We start from the raw sequence: 5,357 nt of genomic DNA, 5'->3' as shown, positions 1-5,357 counted from the left end.
CCGGGAGCAGCCCGGCGGCGAGGGCGGCCTTGAGGGCGTCGCCGAAGAGGAACGGCACCACGCCGGCCGCGATCGCCGCGGAGGCCGACATGCCGGTGCTGAGAGCCAGCCAGGTCGTGCCCGCCGCGTAGATGGCGAGGGTCGCCAGGGCGTACATCGGCAGGGCCCGCCACGGGGAGCGGTCGGCGCCGAGGCGCGCGCCCTGGCCGACGAGGGCTGCGGCGATCAGGAAGCCGATCAGGTAACCGCCGGTGGCGCCGAAGACGACGTCGACGCCGCTGCCGCCCTGCGAGAACACGGGCAGGCCCGCGACACCGAGGAGCAGCAGCAGGGCCTGGGCGGCGACGGCGCGGGCCGGGCCGAGCGCGGCCGCGGTGAGCAGCACGGCGAAGGACTGGCCGGTGACGGGCACCGGGGAGCCCGGGATCGGCACGGCGATCTGCGCGGCAACGGCGGTCAGGCCGGTGCCGAGCGCCACCAGGAGCGCGGTGCGGGTGGCCGATCCGGGCAGCACCCGGTCGGCGAGGACCGGGTGCCGGTGCGGCGTGGCAAAGGTAAGAGCCATGAGTCGTACTCCAGAGTCAGTGGGTGCCCGGCTCCTGTCACGGGTGGGGCGGGCCCGGAGCAGAAGGTGTCGACGGCAAAGCGCCCACCTCCTCGGTACTCGATATCGCCTTGACGGTACTCAGTACCATCCCATGGGGCAAGTGGCCCCCACCTGCCGAGACAGAGACGCCCGACACAGGGGAGGATGAGCGATCATGAGCAAGCCATCCGCACGGTCCCGCCTGGCCGACGCCGCGTTCGCCCTCTTCGACGAGCGCGGCTACGAGCAGACGACCGTCGACGAGATCGCCGAGCGCGCCGGGGTCGGGCGCACGACGTTCTTCCGGCACTACCGCTCCAAGGAAGAGGTCATCTTCCCGGACCACGACCGGCTGCTCGACCTGATCCGGGACCGCCTGAACACGTCGAACAGCTCGACCGCGCTCGTCGCGGTCTCGGACGCGGTGCGCCTGGTCCTGCTGCACTACCTGGACGAGGGCGCGCTCGCACGCCGGCGGTACGGACTGACCAGCAAGGTCTCGGCGTTGCGGGACCGGGAGATCGCGAGTGTGGCCCGCTACCAGCGGCTGTTCCGCGAGTTCATCGCGGACTGGATGGGCGACCCGACCGAGTCGGCCTCGCTGCGGGCCGAGCTGATGGCGGCGAACGTCGTGGCGGCGCACAACCACGTGCTGCGCCGCTGGCTGCGGGGCGAGTCCGCCGATCCGGTGACCGAGATGGACGAGGCGATGCGCGAGGTCCTGGCGCTGTTCCCGACGCCGGGCCCCGGCGCGGCGCCCGGCACGGGCACCACCGTGATCGCCTTCCGCACCGGCCAGGACCTGGACGCCCTGCTGCCCGCCCTGCGCCGCGCCGTCGAGGACGGCACGGCCTGACCGCAGCGGTCCGCTCCCCGGGCGCTCAGCCCACCGCCTCGACGGTCACCTTCACGTGTTTCATGATCGGCTGGTCGCTCTGGGCGCTGTAGTCGTCCAGAGCGCACAGCACGTTCATCTCGGGCATGTAGCCGGCCGCGCAGCCGCGGGGCATGTCGTACGGGATGGCCAGATAGCCGTTCAGGCTGCGGGTGCTGCCGTCCCTGGCGGTGCTGGTGATGTCGACCGGGTCCATCTCGGCGATGCCGCGCTCGCGCATGTCGTCCTCGTTCATGAAGACGAGCGTGCGCAGGTTCTTGATGCCGCGGTAGCGGTCGTCGTCGGAGTAGATCGTGGTGTTCCACTGGTCGTGCGAGCGCATCGTGCCGAGGGCGAGGGTGCCGGTGGCGGGGACCACGTCGGGCAGCGGCGCGGCGGAGAACTCGGCGCGGCCCGACTCGGTGAGGAACACCAGCTCGCGCGCGGGCTGCTTGATCCGGAAGCCGAGCGGGAGGCGCACGCGCCGGTTGCAGTCCTCGAACCCGTCGAGCACCTGCGCCATCGTGTCGCGGATCCGGTCGTAGTCCTCGACGTACCAGTCCCACGGCGTCCCGCTGTCGGGGAGCGAGGCGCGGGCCATCCCGGCGATGATGGCGGGCTCGGACAGCAGGTGCCGGGAGGCGGGGCGCTTCATGCCGACGGACAGGTGCACCATGCTCATCGAGTCCTCGACGGAGGTGCTCTGGAGGCCGCCGCGCTGCTGGTCCTTCTCGGTGCGGCCGAGGCAGGGCAGGATGAGCGCCGCGCGGCCGTGGACGACATGGCTGCGGTTGAGTTTGGTGCTGACCTGCACGGTCAGCTCGCAGTTGCGCAGCGCCGCGTACGTGTACGGGGTGTCGGGCGCGGCGAGTGCGAAGTTGCCGCCCATCCCGACGAAGACCGTCACGTCGCCCGCGGCCATGGCCTTGATGGTGTGGACGGTGTCGAGGCCGTGCTCGCGCGGCGGGTCGATCGCGCAGACCTCGGCGAGCCGGTCGAGGAAGGCCGGAGCGGGCCGGTGGTCGATGCCGCAGGTGCGGTTGCCCTGCACGTTGCTGTGGCCGCGCACGGGCGAGGGGCCCGCGCCCTCGCGGCCGAGGTTGCCGCGCAGCAGCAGGACGTTGACGATCTCGCGGACGGTGTCGACGCCGTGTTCGTGCTGGGTGACGCCGAGGCACCAGCTGATGATGCTGCGGTCGGCCTCGCCGTAGACGCGTGCGGCCTTGAGGATCGCGTCCCGGGACAGTCCCGACTGGCGCTCGATCTCCTCCCAGGGCGTGCGCGCGCACAGGTCCCGGTACTCCTCGAACCCGGTGGTGTGCCGGTCGATGAACTCCTGGTCGAGCGCCTTGGGATCGGTCCGCGCGTGGTCGAGGACGGCCTTGGCGAGACCGCGCAGGAAGGCCATGTCGCCGCCGATGCGCACCTGGAGGTTGAGGGTGCTGGTGCGGGTCGACTTGTTGAGCGCCATGTCCGTGAAGTCGTGCGGGATGATCGTGCGGGTCGCGGCCGCCTCGACGAGCGGGTTGACGTGCACGATCTGGGCGCCGCGGTGGTAGGCCTCGGCGAGGGCGGTGAGCATGCGCGGCGCGTTCGACGCGGCGTTGACGCCCATGATGAACAGGGCGTCGGTGCTCTCCCAGTCCTTCAGGTCGCAGGTTCCCTTGCCGGTGCCGAGCGCGGCCTGGAGCGCGCGGCCGCTGGCCTCGTGGCACATGTTGGAGCAGTCCGGCAGGTTGTTGGTGCCGAGCTCGCGCGCCCAGAGCTGGTAGAGGAACGTGGCCTCGTTGCCGAGCCGGCCCGAGGTGTAGAAGGCGGCCCGGCCGGGTTGGTCCAGGCCCCGCAGGGTGCTGCCGACGAGCTCGAACGCGTCGCGCCAGCTGATCGGGACGTAGTGGTCGGTGTCCGGGTCGTAGACCATCGGTTCGGTCAGCCGGCCCTGGTCCTCCAGCGCGTGGTCGGTCCACTCGGACAGCTCGCTCACGGAGTGCGCGGCGAAGAAGTCCCTGCCGACCCGTTTCGGGGTCATCTCCCAGGTGACGTGCTTGATCCCGTTCTCGCAGATGTCGAGCCTGAGGCCCTTGAGGTCGTCGGGCCAGGCGCATCCGGGGCAGTCGAAGCCGCCGTTCTCGTGGTTCATCCGCAGGACGGCGCGCGGCCCGTCGAGCGCGCGTTCACGGGCCATGAACCGCGTGACGCTCTTGGCGGCCCCCCAGCCGGCGGCGGGATGGTGGTACGGGTGGAATTCCGGTTCCCCCTCGGGGACGGGGCCCACGCGGGGTTCCGTCCCCTCCTGACCGGCCTGGGAGGCGTTCACGGCGGTCTTCCTCTCCGCCCCGCGGGGGCGTGGCTGTGCCGGCATGGGTGTCAGCGGTCCCCGGACGGCTCGGCCGGGAGGCCCGCGGCGCGGCGGTCCTCCTCGGTACGGCGCTCCAGGCGCTCGCTGTCGGGGCGCCGCGGCAGTCCCCGGCCGTGGTCGCGGTCCGGGTCGCCCTCGACCTCGCTGTTGGACTTGTGGTGGCCGGACATGGCTCCTCCTCGGGTGCGGGCGGTGCGGCGCGGGCCGTGGCTCAGGCCGGTTCCCCGGTGTCCGGGGCGGCTTCGCCGCCGGTGTCCTGGGTGTCCTGGGTGTCCTGGGTGTCCTGCGCGTCGTCGCCGGCCGGCGGCTCGCCCTTGCGGACCGTGCAGTGCAGCGTGTCGTTCAGGACGTCGGCGACGATCGTGTCGCCGGGCTCCGCGTCGCCGCTCAGGAGCAGCGACGCGATGCGGTTGTCGAGCTCGGACTGGATGGTGCGGCGCAGCGGGCGGGCGCCGAACTCGGGCTGGTGACCATGGGCGATCAGCAGCTTGCGGGCGGCCTCGGTGACCTCCAGCTTCATGCCCTGGGCGTGCACCCGGTGCTCGCTGAGGGCCAGCAGGTGGCCGAGGATCTGCCCGAGGTCGTCCTCGGTGAGGCTGTGGAAGACGATGATGTCGTCGATCCGGTTGAGGAACTCGGGCAGGAAGCGGGTGCGCAGCTCGTCCATGAGCTCGTCCTTGAGGTCGGCGGCGTCGCCCTCGTGGGACAGGATGCGGTGCGCGCCGATGTTGGACGTCATGATCACGACGCAGTGCCGGAAGTCGACGGTGCGGCCCTGCGAGTCGGTCAGCCGGCCGTCGTCGAGGATCTGCAGCAGCGTGTTGAAGACGTCGGGGTGGGCCTTCTCGATCTCGTCGAAGAGGACGACGCTGTAGGGCTGGCGCCGGACCTTCTCGGTGAGCTGGCCCGCCTCGTCGTAGCCGACGTATCCGGGCGGGGCGCCGACCAGCCGGGCGACCGTGTGCTTCTCCTGGAACTCGCTCATGTCGAAGCGGACCATGCGGTTCTCGTCGCCGAACAGCAGCGCGGCGAGCGTCTTGGCCAGCTCCGTCTTGCCGACGCCGGTCGGGCCGAGGAAGAGGAAGGAGCCGACCGGGCGGTTCGGGTCGCCCATGCCCGCGCGGTTGCGGCGGACGGCCTCCGAGACGGCCGTGACCGCCTCGTCCTGGCCCACGATCCGGTCGTGCATCTCGTCCTCGAGCCGGAGCAGCTTCTCCTTCTCCGACGCGGTGAGCTGCGAGACCGGGATGCCGGTGCGCCGCGACACGATGTCGGCGATGTCGGACGCCGTGACGGAGACGACGCCCTCGCGGCGCTCCTCGATCCCGGCGAGCTCGCCCTCGACCTCGGCGATCTCCCGTTTGAGCGCGGAGGCCCGGTCGTAGTCCTCGGCGGCGATCGCCTGGTCCTTCTCCCGGGACAGTCGGGCGATCCGGTCCTCGCGGCCCACGATCTCGGTCGACCGGCTCGCGCTGCGCAGCCTGACCCGGGCGCCCGCCTGGTCCATGAGGTCGATGGCCTTGTCGGGCAGGAAGCGG

5 protein-coding genes are annotated in these 5,357 nt (G+C 71.8%); 1 reads left to right on the top strand and 4 read right to left on the bottom strand.

What is annotated here, in order from left to right; all coding sequences use genetic code 11:
- Positions 1 to 565: biotin transporter BioY (locus tag GTW43_RS10330; protein ID WP_161301345.1), on the bottom strand; the 565-nt coding region annotated here is incomplete at its 3' end.
- Between the two features lie 196 nt (positions 566 to 761).
- Here GTW43_RS10330 and GTW43_RS10325 point away from each other — a divergent pair.
- Positions 762 to 1,442, top strand: coding sequence for a TetR/AcrR family transcriptional regulator (locus GTW43_RS10325; protein WP_161301344.1), 681 nt, complete (start codon positions 762 to 764; stop codon positions 1,440 to 1,442).
- A gap of 25 nt (positions 1,443 to 1,467) precedes the next feature.
- On the opposite strand, the gene GTW43_RS10320 is transcribed toward GTW43_RS10325, so the two are convergent.
- The 3 genes from GTW43_RS10320 to GTW43_RS10310 all read right to left on the bottom strand — a co-directional run.
- Positions 1,468 to 3,777 carry an FdhF/YdeP family oxidoreductase gene (locus GTW43_RS10320; RefSeq protein WP_343245959.1) on the bottom strand — a complete coding sequence of 770 codons (2,310 nt, stop codon included), beginning with the start codon at positions 3,775 to 3,777 and terminating at the stop codon, positions 1,468 to 1,470.
- 50 nt (positions 3,778 to 3,827) lie between these two features.
- On the bottom strand, positions 3,828 to 3,989 hold the full coding sequence (locus GTW43_RS10315; RefSeq protein ID WP_161301342.1) for a hypothetical protein: 162 nt from the start codon (positions 3,987 to 3,989) through the stop codon (positions 3,828 to 3,830).
- Positions 3,990 to 4,030: 41 nt separating this feature from the next.
- The coding region (locus GTW43_RS10310; RefSeq protein WP_161301341.1) for an AAA family ATPase at positions 4,031 to 5,357 on the bottom strand (1,327 nt) is incomplete at its 5' end.

The sequence above is a fragment of the Streptomyces sp. SID5785 genome (assembly GCF_009870065.1).
GTDB lineage: Bacteria > Actinomycetota > Actinomycetes > Streptomycetales > Streptomycetaceae > Streptomyces.
This window is presented reverse-complemented; position numbering and strand designations above follow the sequence as displayed.

Coding starts and splice junctions, on each gene's coding strand:
- GTW43_RS10325 (WP_161301344.1), top strand. CDS start 762: ATGAGCAAGCCATCCGCACGGTCCCGCCTGGCCGACGCCGCGTTCGCC.
- GTW43_RS10315 (WP_161301342.1), bottom strand. CDS start 3,989: ATGTCCGGCCACCACAAGTCCAACAGCGAGGTCGAGGGCGACCCGGAC.